The following is an 18,081-nucleotide window of genomic DNA, read 5'->3' on the forward strand; positions in this document are numbered from 1 at the left end:
TTTCTTAGCTAGTCGAAGGACAGGTTTAGAGGATTGACTGATAACTAAAGGCATATACGTGAAGAAACTGTTGATACCCACGTTTTGTTTATTTCACATGGTCGCTATTTTTTGGTGGACGATACCATACAGTATCGGTCGGATGATCTTAATCGACAACGAGCATAGTCCCGGTGTAGCCAAATTGTTGAAAGAGATCATGTTAGATGATTACCCGAATGTTTCAGCCCTGCTGCAAAAGTATATTGATGCCACGGGCAGCCAGCAGTATTGGGATTTTTTTGCGTCTCCCAACCCTGAACTTCACCAATATCTGTCCGTTTGCGGATCGGTTATTGCTTATCCTGACCAAGGGATAATGGCCTGTAAAGATAAACCTTTATTCAGCAATCTTGACACTAATTTCGAACGGTTTGGCAGTGGCCGTAGTCGCCTTTATCGTCTAACAGAGAATTTGACTAAATTAGAAGAACCGGTATTGCTGGAGGCATTCACACGATATTATCTACAACATCGGGGCAAAACCGCTGACGGCCCACCAGTCCAGCTAGTGCTGCACCAGTTTGAATTGCATCCAGAACTCAAGGACTTACCTAAAATCGGTTACCGAATGGACAAGATTATTTGGGTTAGCAATTGATGCAAACCGTATGGGATTTTTGGTTCAAATCGATAGATGCCAGGCAATATGCAGTGTTGCGCATTGCTTTTGGCGGTTTGTCTGCAATTTATTTCATTCAATTATTGCCTTATACTAAAGTGCAATTCAGTGGCTCAGGGTGGCTTGGCAATATCCATCAAATAGCCGAACAAAACGGCGGTAGTTGGTCGTTGCTGTTCATTTCGGTAGGCGAACATGCTACGACACTCGCCTATACGGTCATCATCGGTGGGATATTATCGGCTTTCTTACTTATGGTTGGTTGGCAAAGCCGTATTGTTGCGGGTATCACTTGGTTGGTATGGGTTTCCTTGTGGAACCGTAATCCGCTATTGTTGGACGGTGATGATGCCGTGTTGAAAATCATGTGCTTTTACCTGATGTTGTCGCCTTGCGGCAACGCTTGGTCGGTCGATGCCTATTTACACAATAAACCGCAACAAGTCATTGTTTGGCCGCTGCGGTTGGTGCAATTTCAGATAGCCTTGATCTATTTTGTGTCCGGCTGGGTTAAATTTCACAGCCCCGAATGGCAGGACGGGACGGTTATGCAATATGTGTTGATGCATCCGCATTACTCGCGTTGGGATGCTTGGACGGTTATCGACCAGCCGGTAGTTAAGGAGTTATTGCCGTGGTTAGCGTGGCTTATAAGGGGGTGGGAGTTGCTGTTTCCGCTTTTATTGTTAAATGCACACACGCGCAGAGTTAGCCTAGCAATAGGTGTCATGTTTCATTTGGGGTTGCTGCTGGTCATGAACTTGCGCTGGTTCGCTATCATTATGTTGTCGCTTTATCCGGCTTTAATATCCAATCATTGCTTCCTTATTCATGCAGAAAGGGTGCTTAATAGAAAGCGTAAGGCGGCGTAGCGAAATGGGTGTTCATCGACTTTCACAAACTCACCACGAACGGTTTGAGTTAATCCTGTTTGTGGTGGGTCTTGGGCATGTCGAACAATCAAACCATTCATGGTGCAGGCTTACTCAGCAATTTTCACCAACCAACCGCCAGTGCCCTTACAATTGCTTTGGGCATCAGCGCCGATGTTTATTCTGGCAAAGCCGCCCTTAATTGTTGCAGGTAACTTGCCGCTGACTGTAAACGTGCCGTCATTTTTTTTATCGACCTTTAAGGCGGTGGCGGCCTGTTCTTTCACACTCACCTTGATTGTCGTTGGGTACGTGTTTTTGGATGCAGTGAAAGAAAACGCAGAACCCGCAGTCACTTGGGTGTTTTCTGCTGGAACAAAATCGGAGAATTTGGGCTTGTCGCAAGCCTTTGAACTGCTGCTACCGCCACCGTAAGCCCAGCAAGCGCTGGTAAAAATCATTAAAGCAAAAATCCAAAAGCTATTCGTTTTTTTCATTTTTATGCCTCATCGTGTTGTTATAGTGGTGTTGGGTGTACGCTACACACATTAACCGTTTTCGGTTAATTGTCAAACTGCGTAACATACATTCGATTATTCGACACGACTGAGCATCGATGGAATCAACATAATCCCTTCTTCCTGCCCTTGTCGCAGGACTGGATCAATGTTTACTTTGGTTGCTATCCGGTATAGCAACATACAATCAGACAGCAGGTGATGCAGAAAATTACTTGAATTTTTCTTATTTCAGGTTAAAAATGAGGTGTAGTGCAGAGATTGCCAAAGCAAGTAAAAATGCTGGCCCGAAATTAACCTAGCTACATTTTTATGATGTCGAGACGGTCCCTACCCACATAAAATTTGATAACAAAAGGGTGGTGATCAAGTGATAAAGAAATTATTTCAGGATTGCCTGACAGTCGTTTTGGTTGTTTTTTTGCTGTTCAGTGCCAGCGTATTCGCTGAGGGCGTGGTCACCACAAAACCAGCAGTGGCGGTGTTTGCGGGCGGCTGTTTCTGGTGTATGGAGGAGCCCTTCGATGAATTACCAGGGGTTATCAGCACGACTTCCGGTTACACTGGCGGGAAGACTGAAAATCCGACCTATAAGGACATTTCCAACGGTAAAACAGGCCATTCAGAAGCTGTGCAGGTGACCTACGACCCAACAAAAATTAGTTACGTAGCACTCCTGGAAGTCTTTTGGCACAACATAGACCCTTTCGATGAAGGAGGGCAATTTTGCGACAAAGGCGATCAGTACAAGGCAGCCATTTTTTACCAAGATGAGAAAGAGAAACAGCTTGCTGAAGCATCGAAATTGGCTTTAAAGGCTAAATTTCCTAATGAGATTGTCGTCACATCAATAAGACCTGCTGGAAAATTTTTTCCGGCGGAAGATTACCACCAGGATTACTACCTGAATAATCCAAGAAGATATCAATTTTATCGCTTTACCTGTGGTCGCGACCAACGGCTTAATGAGGTTTGGGGCGGCTAATAAGCCGGTGGTTTAAAGTGATTATGCACGTAGCATTAAGCTCCGGCACTAAAAAATGCTTGCATGTCCGGCAATGTTTTGTAACATTAAGGCGTTGACGACAACCACAAGGACTAATAACGATGCAGAAATCTTTCCCTTTTCAACCTAGGATGGCTCTAATTTGTGTGCCATTATTCATTATCGGCTGCGCTTCTGAGCCAGTGCCAACACCGAAACCTGAGCCCATAATTTCCGGCGAAACCATGCTCCGCGAAAGTCAAGGTATCGCAAGCTTGGGTGATCGCTGGAAATCAGGTAAACAATTGGTTGATCGTGGGACGGCCATGGTAAGTGAAGGGCAGGCGAAGATTAACGAAGGTAATCGCATGATAGAGGAAGGCAACAAAATCATCCGTGAAAGCGAAGATAACTACAAGAACATAAAAAAATAATGGCTAGGGCATCTTTTGTTTTGTCTGTTGAATTCACTTGTCCCGATTGAAAAACAGCACTAAGCCTATAATCCCAACGATTAGGGCAGGTATTGCGAAATAGCTGCCCTGCGGTTCTTCCCAGTTTTCGGTGCCCCTGCGCAAAGCGGGATCTTTGGATTCATCATACCTTTCCCCTTTTTTCGTCGAGATGGCATTAAACCCAGATATGACAAAATTATCGCCGACGACAATTCCACTGACTAAGCGGGACAAGAGAGGCTTAGTTAGGGTATTTGCTGAAACTACAGTCGAAGTACAGCTAATTAAGGTGATGAAAATTAATGTACTAACTATTCGTTTGGGCATGGATTTTTCCCTATTTAAGTTTTTTATTGGACGACAAGCTTAAACGCTGAATAGGCGTAGGGTTTCATTTTTTGGCATATCTAGTCAGCATTCAGCTTGGAGTCCTGTCGAGCATAGCAAGTCCCACTAACAGGCCGATATTCGCCAGCACCAAAAAAGCGGATCCAAAAAACCACATGATGATCGGCAAGCTGAAAAAGAAAGTCCGTGTTCCATACATATAATAACTGCCGGCCTTGTTCAAATAAGTACAAGTTTGGTGGTACAAGGCATCGTCTTTATCGGGTTCGCTTGGGAGATTAATCATATAGCCGACGTGGTTAAAATACCGTATCGCCATGGAAAAGAAATGGAAGGCAATTGCAAAAACCAGCAACAACAAACCCAGCTTGAGTTGCCAGGTCACGCCGGATGTTGCGCCGCCTATCCCAAAGGGATGCCACATGAGTGACCATTGCCCGATTTTTTCGCTGATGTTTAAGGTGCCAACGATCAACAACACGGCGGTCGAAGCCATGAAGTTGGCGGCAATGACCGAGTTTCGTATGGTTTGGATAGCAAGAATATCCATTTTGCCGCTGCTCATCACCATCTCTACCCATTGTTCCCGAATCTTGGCATTTTGTGCCGATATGCGGGAATTCGGTGTGCGGCGGGTTCGCCAACCTAGGTAGAGATAATAAGCCAGAACTAACAAGCAACTGGCTGAAAAAGCGATTATATCGAAGGCCAATGTGAGTTCTCTTTGTTAATGTTGGTAAAATTCCATACATTATAGTTCCCACGCTCCGGCGTGGGAATGCCGCCATTGACGCTCCAGCGTCACATAACGCAGGAGCGTTGCCTGATGAATTCCCACGCCGGAGCGTGGGAACTATATAATGATTTATCAAATGCTCTTTTGAATTTCCAACAAAAGTTTACAACACGCTTGGTAAAGCAGTGATTCAATATCTTTCTGATCTAACATAGGTCTAAAGCTAAAGGCGCGGCAAATATAATCTCGTACGTTCATTTTCTCTGTTATTTTAAAAGTAGCTTTGATCTTACTTGTTTTTAAGTAGTAGAGCCGGGATGTTAAGGTAATTTTTGGTCGCCAAAATAGTGGGAAACTGATTTCACCTAATGAAATATCCCAAATACCCCCTGACTGAAACTTTATAATGAATACGTCTATGACAAGATCAGTTGTTAACGGTGAATCGATATTATCTATAGATGGCAATGAAAATGCTTCTGTTAAGCTATTTCGCAATGCCATATCTATGTCGACACTTCCAAACCAATCCAACCCTTCCAAATGCCGCTTAATATCAGTTCTCGGCACAACTGCAAGCTCTCCAAGGAAAACACGAGGTTTTGTCTTTTTAAAGATGCTAAGCACTGCCGATTTCAAAAATTAGAATTTGCTTTTAGTCTTCCTTCATAAACTTCTTGGCATAACATTCCAAATGCGGAATATCAATCCGCAAGCCTTTAACCATGATGTGCCAGTATAGCCAAGGGAATCCGGTCGTTTTTCCCCACCACCAAAGAGACCGGTTTTTCCTGGGGTCAATGAACGGGAACGAGGGCGTAACTTTGCCGTCATAAGCAAATTCGGCCAGCATCACGGCATTCAGCGAGGTGGTCAACGGGCAAGAGCCGTAGCCGTCGTATTTTTCAATAACTGCCTTGGTATTCATCAAGTTAATAATGTTATCGACCACGATAGGCACTTGTTTGCGGACAGCGGCGGCGGTTTTGGCATTCGGTGTCGAGGTGGCATCGCCCAGGCCGAAAATATTGGGGTATTTGTTATGCTGCAAAGTTTTCGGATGCACATCCACCCAGCCAGCGGCATTTGCCAACGGACTTTGCTTGATGAAATCGGGTGCGCTTTGCGGTGGGGTGACGTGGATCATGTCGAAATTTTTCGTAACGGTCGATTTTTTATCGCCTCCTGTGACTTCAAATGTCGCGGATTTTTTGTCGCCGTCGATGGCGACCAAGTTGCTGCTAAAATGGGTCTTGATCCCATAATCGGCAACAACGTTCAATAAGGCTTTGGCAAAAAACGGTACGCCGAACATGCCTGGGGTTGCGGTGAAAAATTCAATACTGAATTTATCCAAAATGCCTTTTTTGCGGAAGCGGTCGGCAGCCAGATACATGATTTTTTGCGGCGCCCCGGCGCATTTGATAGGCATGGGCGGTTGGGTGAACAAAGCGGTTCCCGATTGCAGGTTTTGGATACATTCCCAGGTGTATTCCACCGTATCAGGGGAGTAATTGCTACAGACATTGTTTTTGCCCAGCGTTTCTTTTAAACCTTTTACTTTATCCCAATCCAGTTGCAGCCCGGGGCAGACGACCAAGTAATCATAAGTGACTTTGTCGCCGGAACGCAAAGTGACCGTGTTGCTATCGGGCTGAAAAGAGTCCGCATAATCCTTGATCCAGTTAACGCTGGGGTGGATAAGGTTTTTTTCTTCTTTGGTGGCTTGTTTCAAGGTATAAGCGCCGCCGCCGATGATGGTAAAGCCGGGTTGATAATAGTGCTTTTCAGACGGTTCGATTAAGCCAATGGCGATGGTTGGGTTTTGTCGGCGCATATTGTTGGCGACAGAAACGCCAGCAGCGCCGCCGCCGACGATTAATAAGGTGTGGTGTTGGCCTGACATGATTCCTCCGGTAGTTTTAATGGGTGATTTGGAATAGGGAACTTATTAAGTTGGATAGGATTTTAAATGCTAACGTTATCCTAAAAATTCAATTGCCATAAAAATTATTTCAAACGCCTTTTTCACCTAAAACTAGACGGTAGTCAATCTTTTTGTCGTTTAACCTTAATTCCCTTTCTGCCAGGTTTCATAGCCGCCGGCTATAGACAGCACATTCGTATACCCCAAAGTTTTAAGCGACTGCGCCGCCAGGGCGGCTCGTCCTCCCGTACGGCAGTAGATCAGTACGGGTTTGGCCTTGTCGGCCAGTTCCGGGATAGTATTGATCCTGAATTCCAGTACACCGCGCGGCAATAATACGGCATTGTCAATATGTCCGGCGGCGTACTCGCTTTCTTCGCGGGTGTCGATGACGGTGATGCTGCCTTGGACAATTAATTGCTTGGCTTTTTCTACATTGACTTCGGTGATTTGCTGTTTAGCTGCCGCGACCAGGTCTTGCACTGTCATTCCCCCAGATTTTGGCATATCGCCGCCGCAGTTGACGACAGGCACATCCCCAGGTTTTGCGCTTTCCCGTACGGTTTCCCTGTGTGCCACCGCATCCTGGCGTTCATTTTCTTCCAGTCCGCAATAACGGTTGGCAGGCACGGCTTCGTCAATCAGCTTCGGCTTGGGTAAGTTGAGGTTGTTCATAATGGTTATGAATTCGTCCCGTGTTTTACCTGCCAGCCTAGGGTTTGTCGTGCGTTCCTGGACAATGTTACTGACCCAGCGTTGTTGGTAGTCATGCCCCGGATATACCAAGGTATCATCAGGCAAGGTAAACAAGCGTTGGGTAATGCAGTCGTAGAGCGCCCCGGCATCTCCGCCTTGAAAATCAGTACGCCCGCAGCCGCCAATAAATAAGGAGTCTCCTGTAAAGACCCGGTCTCGCCACAAGAAAGACATGCTGCCTTTGGTATGCCCAGGGGTTGCGATGACCTTGATTTGTTCGCCATTGGTAAATGAAAATAAGTCGCCGTCTTTCATCTGGAAATCCGCTGTTTCTGCTCCACACAAAGCACCCACGCCTGTCTGCGACCCCAGTTTTTGTCGCAACAAGCCGCTGGCGGTGATGTGGTCGGCATGGACATGAGTTTCCAACGTGTATTTCAGTTGCAAACCTTGTTCGGTCAGCATTGCCAGATAATCGTCGATATGCGTGTTGACAGGGTCGATCAGTACGGCTTCTTTGTTGGCCGGATCGGCAATCAAATAGGTGTAAGTCCAGGTTTCTTGGTCGAATAATTGTTTGAATAACATGTTATCGCTCCATTTGTTGTGGTTACACGGCCTTCTTTTCGAAAGAATGGGATAAGCGTTATATTCTCAACCAGTCATTGACAAACGGTTTGATTCAAATCAAGTTTTATGGGCAAAGAAACCAAAAGTAATCCATATTCCTTTAACCAAAGCAATTTTGAAAACATGACATTATTAGTTCAAGTTTCTCAAATTTCTTGCCTTAAGCAAATAGCCTCGCCAGTTTATAAAAATAGTCACCGTAGTTTATAAACCGTCGCCAAGAGACCTGTGATGACCGTATGCATTCTGCATTTGAAATTTATTGATTCTCGCTTAACTCGCTGTGGTGGATTGAATAAGTAAAATAAACGATCAATCCGATAATCATCCAGACGATAAAACGCAGCCAAGTGAGGGCAGGGAGGAACACCATCAGTCCGCTACAAGACAGCATTCCCAGCACGGGAAATAAGGGACTAAAAGGCGACCGGAATGGCCTTGGCATATCGGGATGTGTGACGCGAAGGACGATAACGCCTAGGCAAACAAAGGCAAAAGCCGACAATGTGCCGATGTTGACGAGTTCGGCAAGGTCGCCTAGCGGCATTAATCCCGCAATCAAGGACATGATCAGGCCGCATATTACGATAACGCGGATTGGGGTTTGGGTGTTGGGGTTGATTTTGCTGAAAAACGCCGACAATAACCCGTCACGGGACATCGCAAAAATAATGCGGGTCAATCCGTAATACAACACCAACATGACTGTCGTTAAACCGGCTATTACGCCTGTTGAGATGAGTGCAGACGCCCAGGTGAAACCGAGCAAACTCAGGGCATGGGCGACCGGCGATGACACGTTGAGGTCGGTATAGGGCACGACCCCTGTCAGCAAACCCGCAACCAGGATATAAACCAGGGTGCAAAATGCCAACGATGTAATAATGCCGATAGGCAAATCACGTTGCGGATTTTTTGCTTCTTCCGCCGCTGTTGAAACGGCATCAAATCCGACATAGGCGAAAAATACCAAAGAAGCCCCCGCCAGTACGCCTGTGGTTTTGCCATTGGGCAAAGTCTCAAACCAACCGAACGGCATGAAGGGATGCCAGTTGGCTGGATTGACGTTAAATAGGGCAACACAGATAAAGAATGCAATGGTAATCAATTTCACAAAAACCATCGCGTTATTGGCTTTTGCACTTTGTTTTACGCCGATAATCAACAAAGCCATCAATAACAAAATGATCATGCTGGCGGGCAGGTTGATCAACCCTCCTAATTTTGGCGCTTTGGTGAACATTTCCGGTAAGGGAAAGCCAAGGTCAGCCAAACCATGACAAAAATAACCCGACCAGCCATTGGCGACCGCAGCAACGGCTATGCCGTATTCAAGCAGCAAATTCCAGCCGATAATGAAAGCAAATAACTCGCCGAAAGCCGCGTAAGTATAACCATAGGCGCTACCGCAACCGCCGATAGCGGATGACAGCTCCGCGTACGATAAGGCCGCGAAAGCGCAGGCAGTCCCTGCTATAACAAACGACAAAATTACCGCTGGCCCTGCTTGGGTGGCGGCGGCAATGCCGGTCAACACGAAGATGCCCGTGCCTATGATGGCACCAATGCCAAGCAAAGTCAGGTCCCAAGCCGTCAAACAACGGTGTAAGGAATCGTCAGAATCGGCATGGGTTCGGACATGTTTTTTACGAAAAATTTTTAGTGCCATATTGTTCCAGGATGATGTTTAAAACAGGATAAGGTAAGTTTGTTTTATCTTCAACGATCTGCCAAATATCAAGATATTGGGTTTTGCCGGTAGCCCTCCAGAAAATCTCCCAGATATGGGCTTTCCAGGCCTTCACGGGAATGCTCGTATATAAAGCTGCGGTCAGTAGACAAAATTGATTTTGCCGTGCCTTCACGTCCCCGGATGTGCTTTGTTGGTTAATATACTTTAGATTGATGTCTTAAGCCATTTTAGCGGCACTGTAAAATATCCTGAATGATTTTATTGCCAGAACTTTAAACCAGGGACGATTTGGGAATAAGCGTAGACTTACTGTCAGGCTGGCCTTAGAATTGGGCTAGAGTACGGCTCTTTCATAACATCACACTCAAACACGAGGCTTCATAATGAACATAATAAAAATTCTGGTTTATTTGATGGTAATTAGTCTTGCATCGGCACATTCCATTGCGTATGCGGAAAATAATGCCGAAGTAAAGGCTGCAATCGAACAAACCGTGACTAAATTAGAAGAAGCTGTAGCCGCCTTGGATAAAGGCGCGGACCCGAAGGCTATTGCCGACATTGTGATAGCAGCCAAGCAAGCACAAAAGTCAATCGCTACTTCCGACCCTAAAGTCTCGATCAAGAAATCGCAAGGCAGCAACAAATTAGGACAGGCACGTACGGCCCTTAATGACGGCGATGTCAAAAAGGGCGGCGATTTGGTGAAGGAAGCCTTGGCCGATTATAAGGAAGTAAAAGAAAAATATAACGCGACCCATTAGATAGCCGATGTCGGAACTTTCCTGTACCAAAAGGCTATATCCGTAGGTTTTTAATCAGGAATTCATCGATTAACGCTGAGGGCAAGGGCCTGCTCATGAGATAACCCTGTATTTCATCGCAGTGCTTGTTTCTGAGGAAACTCAGTTGCACATCGGTTTCCACGCCCTCGGCGGTCACTTTCATTTCCATGCCTTCAGCCATAGCGATGATGGCGACCGCGATAGCCCCCCTATCCGAGCTGTCTTCAATATCTTGAATAAAGTTCCGGTCGATTTTCAAACGGTCAATGGGAAAATTTTTGAGTCGGCTTAAACTGGAATAGCCCGTCCCAAAATCGTCAATCGCCAGTTGGACGCCAATTTTTTTGAGATCGTGCAAGGCTTCCAGGACGCTGTCTTCATCGGAGATTAATGCGCTTTCGGTCAACTCCAATTCTAATATGCCAGGATCTAGGCCAGTTTCTTTTAATATTGCCGTTACCTGAGAGGCAAAGCCTTTATGCAATAATTGCATTGCCGACACATTGACAGCCATACGGCTGAGCAAGATGCCTTGGTTGCCCCAGTTCTTTATTTTGATACAGGCTTGCCGCAACACCCATTCGCCTATTTTTACAATAAGGCCAGTTTCCTCAGCCAACGGAATGAATTCAATCGGAGTAACCTTCCCAAGCTCATGATTGTCCCAGCGTAACAAAGCCTCCACGCCGCAAAATTTCCCTATGGCAATATTGAAGATGGGTTGGTAATGCAATTCAAGTTCATTCCGTTCAATGGCTTTACGGAGATGATTTTCCATGGTATGGCGGCGAAAAGCCGCTTCGGTCATTTTGCCTGAAAAATACTGATACGTATTGCCGCCAGCCCGTTTGGCGTAATACATCGCTATATCCGCATTTTTCAGTAATTCCTCTTCTGTTTCACCATTTTCTGGATAAATAGCTATACCAATACTGGAGGTTGTGTACAATTCGTGGCTATTTAAGGAAAACGGTTCAGACAGGTTGATTCGTATGCGATCAGCGACGGTTGCAGCGTCTTCGTTCCGGTCAATCGCCGATAAAAGCACGGTAAACTCATCGCCCCCCAGTCGTGCCAAGGATGCGCCGTCTTCGGCTGAATTTGAGCGGACCAATACATCGCTGGCCCGCAGGCTTTTTCGTAGTCGTTCGCTAGTCGCCTGCAGGACAAGGTCACCCAGGTGGTGCCCCAACGTGTCATTGATGCGCTTAAAACCGTCAAGATCCAGAAACAAGACACCCAGCTTGTGCTTTTTCCGATGTGCCAAGGCAATCATGTGTTGCAGGTGTTCCTGAAAAAATTGGCGGTTGGGAAGTTCGGTCAAGCTATCGAAATAAGCCATGCGATGCAGGCGTTTTTCGCTTTCAAGCAGTTGTATGGTTGTTTTTGCAGACCGGAGCAAGTACTTCACTCGATGGGCTAACAGGGCAATATTGAGAGGTTTAGTGATGAAATCAGTTGCGCCCACCTCGAAGGCATGGTTGACCGACTCTAGGTCTTCCAAGCCGGTCATCATTAACACAGGGATGTGTTGTCCATCAGGCAGTTGTTTAAATCTTTCGCAGACAGTAAAGCCATCCATGCCGCCAGGCATCATGACATCCAACAAAACAGCATCTGCCCCGAATGACATGAATGAATTCAAGCCTTCTTCACCACTACAAGCCTCCGTTGTTTGCAAGCCTATAGATTGGAGTGTTGTGGACACTAATAATCGGATGAGCGGGTCATCATCGATGATAAGTATGCGGGGTTGGTCTAGCATGTTATTGGTTTCCGATTAGTGCGAGGCTTATTATAGGTCATTTTGCAAGATAAACGCCCAGCGCCTTCCTGGTGCTGTCGAATTCCTGCCGGATGCATTCGAGGGTTTGGCCGGACGCGTCGTAGCGTTGCTGCCTGGCCTCGTTTTCGACCCCACGGCACAGTTCGGCCAACGCGTGGGCACCGACTTGGTTGCTGCTGGACTTCAGCGTGTGCGACACCGAGTGGATGGTCGTGAGGTCGCCTGTTTCCCAAGCCTGTCCTAATGTCTCCACCTGCTTTTGGGCGTTGTCCAGGTACAGGTCGATGATGCGCTTGAGGAATTCGTTGCCACCCTTGGGGTCGAGCTTACGGATTGTCTCCAGGGCGGCGTTATTGATGGCCGACGACGACGCCCCTGTACTGCTATCCAGGGGCGTTGGTATGGTGGGTTCTGGCGCAGTTGCTGCCGATACCGGTGGTTCGGCCACCCACGACTTGATGACCCGTAGCAGGGCTGCCGCCTTGAACGGCTTGGCGAGGTAGTCGTCCATACCGGCCACCAGGCATTTCTCACGGTCGCCTTCGATGGCGTTGGCGGTCAGGGCGATGATGGGGAACGGCGGCAACAGGCCTGCGTTTTGCTGCCGCCTGATTTCGGCGGTGGCGGCATAGCCGTCCATTTCCGGCATCATGCAATCCATCAGCACCAAGTCGTAGGCTTGCTTGACGACAGCCTGCAAGGCCTCCTGGCCGTTATCGGCGGTGTCCACCGTGCAGCCGAAGCCCTTGAGCATCTCGACGGCGACTTCCTGGTTGACGGGGTTGTCCTCGGCCAACAGGACGCGGGCGACCAAGACGGAGGCCGGGGCGGCGGCAACGACAGGCGTTTCGGTCTTGGTCGGCAAGCCCTGGGATGGATCCAATGCCCCCAACAGGCATTGGTGCAGGTCGGCCTTGCGGATGGGCTTGACGAGATTGGCGGCAAAGCCGGTCTCTTTGGCCTCGGTGGCCTCACCCAGGAACAGGGTGGAAGTCGCCATGACCAGGGGGATGTGCGCCAAGCCGGGGTCGGCCTTGATGCGCCGCCCCAGCTCCAGGCCGTTCATTCCGGCCATTTTCATGTCGATGATGACAAAGTCGTAAGGGGATTTCGTGCCGTCATGGTCCCTGAGCAGGTTGAGGGCGGACAGGGCGCTGCCTACGGCGTCGACGGACATATCCCAGGACAGGGCGTACTCGTGCAGGATCTCACGGTTGGTAGGGTTGTCCTCGACGATCAGGAGCTTCCGTCCGGCCAGTTCGGAGGGCGGGTTCGTACGGGTGGGCTGGGCTTGGGCGGCGGGTAGGAGCGGCAGTGTAAAGGTGAAGGCGGTACCTTGGCCAACCTGGGTGGATACCGATATGTCGCCGCTCATCAGGTCGACCAGTTGCTTGGAGATCACCAACCCCAGGCCGGTGCCGCCGTACTTGCGGGTGGTGGAGCCGTCGGCCTGGGAAAAGGCCTGGAACAGCCTCGGCAAGGCATCCGCGCTGATCCCTATGCCAGTGTCGCGCACGGTGAAACGGACCCCGAAAGAGTCAGGGGCGGACGTTTGGTTAAATCCCTCAGGAAGTTTGGCTAAACTGACATCGACCGCGACCTCTCCCTGCCCTGTGAATTTAATGGCATTGCTGACCAGGTTAAGGAGGACTTGCCGTATTCGGGTAGGGTCGCCTTTGGCGCTTTCAGGCACTTCAGGGGCGATACGCAAGATAAATTCTAAATTTTTACGGTGGGCTTTTTCTATAAATAACTCTAGCGTATCTTCGACATTTTTATGTAGGTTGAAATCTACGCTTTCCAGTTCGAGGTGTCCGGCTTCAATTTTGGAAAAGTCTAGGATGTCGTTAATGATGGCCAGCAGTGTTTCGCCGGATTTATGTACCGTCTCTACGAAATGGTATTGCCTTTGGGTTAAGTTAGTGCCCATCAGGATTTCGGACATGCCAAAAATCCCGTTCATGGGTGTGCGTATCTCGTGGCTCATGTTGGCGAGGAACTGCGATTTTGCGGCATTTGCCAATTCGGCGGTTTCTTTGGCTTTACGTAGTTCAGTGGTACGGGCTTCAACTTCATCTTCCAGTTCATCGCGATGTTGTTGCAATTTCTTGTCACGTTGATGGATTTCTGACAGCATAGCGTTGTAAACCGTCGCCATTTCGCCAAATTCATCCGTGCCAATTTGTCTGATTCGGCGGGTGAAATTTTTTTCCAGGGTCACTGCACGCATCGCCTCCATCAGTTCGAGCAGCGGCGCCAGAAAAACTTTTTGTAATTTGGTGGAAACAAAGAGAATAGCGATTCCGGTAAAAAGAAAAATCAGGGCGATAATTAAATAAAATCTTTTGAGTAAGGCATGCAACTCGCTTTGGTCATCTGCCAAATAAATAATGCCCTGTACTTCGCCGTCCAGGAGAATGGGTTTGGCAAGATGAAGCAAACCTTTGTCATCATAAGTAATGTAATTTTGATAAATTAGCTGGGGGCTATTTATCTCTTTTATATCTAATAGGCTTCGGTACCATTCTGTTATGCGCATGAGAACAAATTGAAAAAAATTTAATAGCTTAGAGTTTGTTTTATGGACTGTGATCAATTCTTTTAGTTTCGCACTCGTCAAAGTGGGTTCTGGAGAATCCCCTGAATGGTAATGGGCAAACAAATCACCGCTTTTGTCGTATAGATGGGCAAAAACCAAGCTAGGTTGTTTGCTCAAGCCATTAAGGATTTCCTGTTCTGTTTGGACATCATTGAAAGTCAACGCAGCAGAACTGTTCCAGGCAATCATGTCGGCAATCAGGCTTAATTGTTGTTCAGTGTTGTCTTTTATACTGATGTATTCATTGATGACAACGGCAGTCGTTGCCAGTATGATCGCCAACAGGGCTGTCAGCATCATGATGGAGACCAATTTGACACGGATCGGTGCATTACTAAACCATTTCATACGCTATCTGGCGATTATTTTGGCTAACTTTAGCAGTCTGGCATCGATAGACAAATTCGATTCGCGTACCACAGGCAAGTTGATCTGCAGGATGATTTTGCCGCCAATATTCTCTAAGCCGATCATGCCGCCTTGTGCGGCAAAATCATAGCCTTCGCCGATGGTCAGCAGTGGGCGTTTCTTCGTCTCAAGAAGCATTTGTGATAAAGTATTTTGTTTTAATTCCTCGATATATAGGACATGGCATTGTTCAAAGTTTCGCAGGCGCGAAAGATTGACCACATGCAAGGTCTTATCGCCCACGGCTTTATTGTCGATAGTGGCAAACGATTCTTGCGCCCCGTTATCGCCGGCCACACAAAAATTGATGGCGTTTTTCATCTGCGCCCGCGTTTCGGGCGGCCAATTGGTAAAGCGCACGATATTTAACGCCAAGGCCGCCAACACCGTTTGCCCTTCAAGTGTACCGGCGGCGTTTAAAGCCTGTACATGACTAAGCAATAAGCACAGTCCTGGCAGCAAAAACGAAAGCTTTTTCATGGTTCGGTCCAAGAGTGTCAGAAGTGTCAGAAGCCACAGCTTACTTTGCCGTACATCAGCACTGTGGTCATTATGCCCAAATTGTGGGCCAATCGTCATCCAGGGTTTGTTGGCTATAAGGGCCAACCCATCTTGTATAAATCCTGTTAGGTTCGTGGAGGCATCTATTTTTCAGTCGTGAGTTGCCTGCTGCTGAGGTTGTTTTACCCAAGAACTGACGATACGTAGCAGGGAATCTCCTTTGAAAGGTTTGGGCAAATAATCGTCCATTCCAGCAGCCAGGCATTTTTCATGGTCGCCTTCGATGGCGTTGGCAGTCAAGGCTATGACCGGGAAATAGGCCAGTTGTCCTGCGTCTTGCCGTAGCCTGATTTCGATGGTCGCTTCGTAGCCATCCATTACTGGCATCATACAATCCATCAATACCAGATCATAAGTTTTTAGTTCGACCGCCCGTAGTGCTTCCCGTCCATTCGTGACGATGTCTACCGAACAACCAAAGCTTTGCAACATGGCTTCGGCAACTGCTTGATTAACAAGATTGTCTTCAGCCAGCAATATGTGTGAATTGAGACATTCCGATACTGGATCTGTTGGTGACGCCGCCGTCGTCGCAGTTGGCAATTCACCCAACGCAAGCAGGAAGCGATAATGCATGTCAGTTTTGCGTATCGGTTTGGTAAGGGTTGCCGCAAAAACGGCTTTCCCTGCCTCGGCGACTTCACTCAGGGCTTCCGTACAGGTTGTTATAATGAGCGGGATGTGCGTCAGGTCGGGGTCTGCTTTGATTTGCCGTCCAAGCTCAAGCCCATCCCTGTCGCCGATTTTTTTGTCAATGATAACCAAGTCGTAAGAAGGCCGGTGATTGGCTGGCTTTTTTAGCAAGGCCCAGGCCGATAAGGCACTATCGGCAGTGTCCACCAACATGCCCCAAAACAAGGCATAATTCTGCAAGATGCTGCGGTTAGTGCTATCGGCTTCGGCCAGCAATAGCCTCCGGCCTGTTAGGGCAGAATTATCTAAGGGTTTATACAGTTCAGGATCGCTGTTTAACGACAGGGGTAGCGTGAACGAGAAAGTGGTGCCTATACCGACCTGGGAGTCTACGGCAATTTTCCCGCCCATTAATTCGACCAACTGTTTGGAAATCGCTAACCCCAGGCCAGTGCCCCCAAACTTACGGGTGGTTGAACTGTCGGCCTGGGAAAATGCTTGAAATAAACGGGGTAGGATTTCTTCGCTTATGCCTATGCCCGTGTCGCGCACGGCAAAACTTATCATGGCAGTATTATCGTTCGCCTGGACAGGCCCTTCGGGTTTCTCGGCGATGCTTATATCAACCACGATTTCGCCCCGCTTTGTGAATTTGATGGCATTGCCAACCAGGTTACAAAGCACCTGCCGTATCCGGGTGGGGTCGGCCTTGACGTGTTCAGGCACATCGGGAGCGATGCGGCAGTTCAGTTCCAAACCCTTGCTATGGGCTTGTTCGGCAAATAATTCGACGGCATCCTCAACAGTTTTATGCAGGTCAAAATCCAGGTTTTCTAGTTCGACATGGCCGGCTTCGATTTTGGAAAAATCAAGAATATCATTGATGATCGACAGCAGGGTTTCGCCGGAATTATGGACGGTCTCGGCAAAACGGCGTTGCTTTTCCGTCAAGGAGGTGCTCAGCAACAGTTCAGACATGCCCAGGATCCCATTCATCGGCGTGCGGATCTCATGGCTCATGTTAGCCAAAAATTGTGACTTGGCTGCATTGGCCGTTTCGGCAATTTCCTTTTCTTGTTCAAGACGGATTTGGTGTACGGCGAGTTCCATATCCCGCTCATGAATTTTTTCAAGCATCTGATTAAAAGTGTCAACCAAGGCGCCCACCTCATCTTTTTCCCGTCTATCTACTTTAATCTCGTAATTGCCGAGTTGCGAAACTTGCTGTGCCGCGTTTGATAGTTGGACGATAGGTTGTGTGACCCGGCGGGCCAGACGATTGGCAAGGAGGCTGGCCACTAGAAATGCCAACAATGAAGCCGATGCAAATATACTGAGGTTTAAGCTCAGTTCCGTCCACATTTCACTCAGTTCGGCGTTTAAGGTAAGCTTACCCAAATGCTCATCCTCGATATCAACCGCCTGCTCGACGTTAACTTCCCGCACTGGAAGCCAAGCGGGCAGCTGCATTGCGGTATCGCGCTTGAAGCTCGCTATTTTAAATCCTTCATTAGTGTACAGTGCGGCTTCATAGATCGATGGAATTGCTCTGAGTGAATCCAGGGTTTTCAAGGCGCTTTTGTTGTCATGAAACATTAAGGCGCCTTCGGAATTGCTGGCAGTTATTAGGGCCAGGGTCTCAAGGTTTTGGCGGGTATCCGCCAGTGACTTTCTGATCTCATTGGCTGCGGTTAACATAAAGACGATAAACATCGAACAAGCCAAGCAAATCAGTGTGATTCGGCGTAATTTGTCGGCAATGGGTCGATTTCGGGTGAGCCAAAGCAT

At 47.8% G+C, this 18,081-nt stretch carries 17 protein-coding genes; 5 read left to right on the forward strand and 12 right to left on the reverse strand.

Going from position 1 to position 18,081, the window contains the following annotated elements; genetic code table 11:
• Positions 1 to 58 precede the first annotated feature (58 nt).
• Both MGMO_RS11495 and MGMO_RS11500 read left to right on the forward strand, forming a co-directional pair.
• On the forward strand, positions 59 to 640 hold the full coding sequence (locus MGMO_RS11495) for a hypothetical protein (protein WP_023495221.1): 582 nt from the start codon (positions 59 to 61) through the stop codon (positions 638 to 640).
• Positions 640 to 1,533 (forward strand): HTTM domain-containing protein, encoded by an 894-nt coding sequence (locus MGMO_RS11500; protein WP_023495222.1) that lies wholly within the window; start codon positions 640 to 642, stop codon positions 1,531 to 1,533. Before MGMO_RS11495 ends, MGMO_RS11500 begins: the two co-directional genes overlap by 1 nt.
• Positions 1,534 to 1,643: 110 nt before the next feature.
• Here the strand turns inward: MGMO_RS11500 and MGMO_RS11505 are convergent, their stop codons facing one another.
• The gene (locus MGMO_RS11505) at positions 1,644 to 2,030 is read right to left on the reverse strand and encodes a hypothetical protein (RefSeq protein WP_023495223.1); all 387 of its coding nucleotides are present in this window, start codon (positions 2,028 to 2,030) and stop codon (positions 1,644 to 1,646) included.
• Positions 2,031 to 2,421: 391 nt separating this feature from the next.
• Here MGMO_RS11505 and msrA point away from each other — a divergent pair, with 391 nt between their 5' ends.
• Positions 2,422 to 3,036 carry a peptide-methionine (S)-S-oxide reductase MsrA gene (msrA, locus tag MGMO_RS11510; RefSeq protein WP_023495224.1) on the forward strand — a complete coding sequence of 205 codons (615 nt, stop codon included), beginning with the start codon at positions 2,422 to 2,424 and terminating at the stop codon, positions 3,034 to 3,036.
• Positions 3,037 to 3,158: 122 nt separating this feature from the next.
• Positions 3,159 to 3,470 carry a hypothetical protein gene (locus MGMO_RS11515; RefSeq protein WP_023495225.1) on the forward strand — a complete coding sequence of 104 codons (312 nt, stop codon included), beginning with the start codon at positions 3,159 to 3,161 and terminating at the stop codon, positions 3,468 to 3,470.
• Positions 3,471 to 3,503: 33 nt separating this feature from the next.
• Here the strand turns inward: MGMO_RS11515 and MGMO_RS11520 are convergent, their stop codons facing one another.
• The 7 genes from MGMO_RS11520 to MGMO_RS20005 form a co-directional block, all read right to left on the reverse strand.
• On the reverse strand, positions 3,504 to 3,818 hold the full coding sequence (locus tag MGMO_RS11520) for a hypothetical protein (RefSeq protein ID WP_023495226.1): 315 nt from the start codon (positions 3,816 to 3,818) through the stop codon (positions 3,504 to 3,506).
• 91 nt (positions 3,819 to 3,909) lie between these two features.
• On the reverse strand, positions 3,910 to 4,551 hold the full coding sequence (locus MGMO_RS11525; protein ID WP_023495227.1) for a DUF599 domain-containing protein: 642 nt from the start codon (positions 4,549 to 4,551) through the stop codon (positions 3,910 to 3,912).
• 156 nt (positions 4,552 to 4,707) lie between these two features.
• A complete protein-coding gene (locus MGMO_RS11530; protein WP_152976347.1) occupies positions 4,708 to 5,214 on the reverse strand; it encodes a hypothetical protein in 507 nt (168 codons plus the stop codon).
• A gap of 16 nt (positions 5,215 to 5,230) precedes the next feature.
• Positions 5,231 to 6,481: an NAD(P)/FAD-dependent oxidoreductase gene (locus tag MGMO_RS11535; protein WP_023495229.1), complete on the reverse strand. Its 1,251-nt coding sequence runs from the start codon at positions 6,479 to 6,481 to the stop codon at positions 5,231 to 5,233.
• Between the two features lie 165 nt (positions 6,482 to 6,646).
• Positions 6,647 to 7,786, reverse strand: coding sequence for an MBL fold metallo-hydrolase (locus MGMO_RS11540; protein WP_023495230.1), 1,140 nt, complete (start codon positions 7,784 to 7,786; stop codon positions 6,647 to 6,649).
• Between the two features lie 301 nt (positions 7,787 to 8,087).
• Positions 8,088 to 9,497, reverse strand: a complete 1,410-nt coding sequence (locus MGMO_RS11545) for an amino acid permease (RefSeq protein ID WP_023495231.1) — start codon at positions 9,495 to 9,497, stop codon at positions 8,088 to 8,090.
• Positions 9,475 to 9,693 carry a hypothetical protein gene (locus tag MGMO_RS20005; protein ID WP_036307723.1) on the reverse strand — a complete coding sequence of 73 codons (219 nt, stop codon included), beginning with the start codon at positions 9,691 to 9,693 and terminating at the stop codon, positions 9,475 to 9,477. The genes MGMO_RS11545 and MGMO_RS20005 overlap by 23 nt, the downstream gene beginning before the upstream one ends.
• A gap of 211 nt (positions 9,694 to 9,904) precedes the next feature.
• On the opposite strand from MGMO_RS20005, the gene MGMO_RS11555 reads away from it, so the two are divergent.
• Complete coding sequence (locus MGMO_RS11555; protein WP_023495232.1) at positions 9,905 to 10,285, forward strand: hypothetical protein; 381 nt, start codon at positions 9,905 to 9,907, stop codon at positions 10,283 to 10,285.
• Positions 10,286 to 10,319: 34 nt separating this feature from the next.
• Here MGMO_RS11555 and MGMO_RS11560 read toward each other — a convergent pair whose 3' ends face one another.
• The 4 genes from MGMO_RS11560 to MGMO_RS11575 all read right to left on the reverse strand — a co-directional run bounded on the left by MGMO_RS11560 (position 10,320) and on the right by MGMO_RS11575 (position 18,081).
• Positions 10,320 to 12,071, reverse strand: coding sequence for a putative bifunctional diguanylate cyclase/phosphodiesterase (locus MGMO_RS11560; protein WP_023495233.1), 1,752 nt, complete (start codon positions 12,069 to 12,071; stop codon positions 10,320 to 10,322).
• A 37-nt stretch (positions 12,072 to 12,108) separates the two neighbouring features.
• Entirely contained in the window at positions 12,109 to 15,039 is a 2,931-nt protein-coding gene (locus MGMO_RS11565) for a response regulator (protein WP_023495234.1), read from the reverse strand.
• A gap of 3 nt (positions 15,040 to 15,042) precedes the next feature.
• On the reverse strand, positions 15,043 to 15,579 hold the full coding sequence (locus MGMO_RS11570) for a YfiR family protein (protein WP_023495235.1): 537 nt from the start codon (positions 15,577 to 15,579) through the stop codon (positions 15,043 to 15,045).
• A gap of 171 nt (positions 15,580 to 15,750) precedes the next feature.
• Positions 15,751 to 18,081 (reverse strand): response regulator, encoded by a 2,331-nt coding sequence (locus tag MGMO_RS11575; RefSeq protein ID WP_023495236.1) that lies wholly within the window; start codon positions 18,079 to 18,081, stop codon positions 15,751 to 15,753.

Origin of the sequence: Methyloglobulus morosus KoM1 (assembly GCF_000496735.2) — a bacterium.
Taxonomy (GTDB): Bacteria; Pseudomonadota; Gammaproteobacteria; order Methylococcales; family Methylomonadaceae; genus Methyloglobulus; species Methyloglobulus morosus.